This is a genomic window from Limimaricola litoreus (assembly GCF_024159025.1).
Lineage (GTDB): Bacteria > Pseudomonadota > Alphaproteobacteria > Rhodobacterales > Rhodobacteraceae > Limimaricola > Limimaricola litoreus.
Window position 1 is genome coordinate 1 of sequence record NZ_JAMYXC010000184.1, and the last position, 816, is coordinate 816.

1 protein-coding gene and 1 pseudogene are annotated in these 816 nt (G+C 73.4%); one reads left to right on the top strand and one right to left on the bottom strand.

The features are described from left to right. Nucleotides 1-471: pseudogene (locus NHG85_RS11965) on the bottom strand (universal stress protein); the annotation flags it as partial. A 282-nt stretch (nt 472-753) separates the two neighbouring features. Here NHG85_RS11965 and NHG85_RS11970 point away from each other — a divergent pair. Further along, nucleotides 754-816, top strand: a 63-nt coding sequence (locus NHG85_RS11970) for a c-type cytochrome (protein WP_370363018.1), incomplete at its 3' end; no start/stop codon positions are given.

An 816-nucleotide genomic window follows, 5' to 3' on the forward strand; every position in this document is an offset into this window, starting at 1 on the left:
GTGCGCGCGCGGCGCGATCTCGGCCCCGCCGTCGGGCACGACGATGACCGGCAGCCCGCCCGCGAAGAGCGCGGCCTCCAGCACCGCGACCTGCAGGGGCCGCGCCTCGGGGCCATAGGGGGCGGTGGCGACGACGCGGTCGGCGAAGCGGGCCAGCTCGCCCACCTGCCGGCCGACCATCCCTTCGGTGATGCGCTGACGGTGCAGCTGCACATTGCCGCGATGCGACGGGACGAGGCGGCGCAGCTCGTGTTCCAGCTCTTCTGCGCGCGCGATGGCCGCCTCGCGGTCGGGCTGGGTCAGCATGAGCGCGGGCCCGGCGAGAAAGGCGTCGGGCGGCGTGCTCTCGATCCCGAGGCAGTGAATGTCGAGATGCGCGCCTTCGGTTTCGGTGAGCGACAGGGCTGTGGCGATGGCGCCGCGGTCGAGCGCTGCGTCGGTGGCCATGACGGCGACGGTTCCATGGGACATGGGGGTTCTCCTCTCGGGTTTGCGCCTCGAGATTGGCAGCACCGCGGGGGACGCGCCTTGATCCCGATCAAGCCCGGCTTCGCGGTCGCTTGATCCAGATCAAGGCACCCGCGGGCCGGCCGCGCGAGAGAGGGGACAAGGGCCGGCCAAGGCCCGCGCAAGGACAAGGAGCAGGACATGAACCCGAACATCACGGCGGCGGCATTTGCGGCGGCGGCGGCCCTTGGGGCCTGCGCCATGCCCCTGCCCGAGCCAGAGCTGCCCACGGGCCGCGCGCTCTTCATGGAGAACTGCGCCGCGTGCCACGGGGCGGATGGCCGGGGCGGCGGGCCGCTGGCGCAGGGC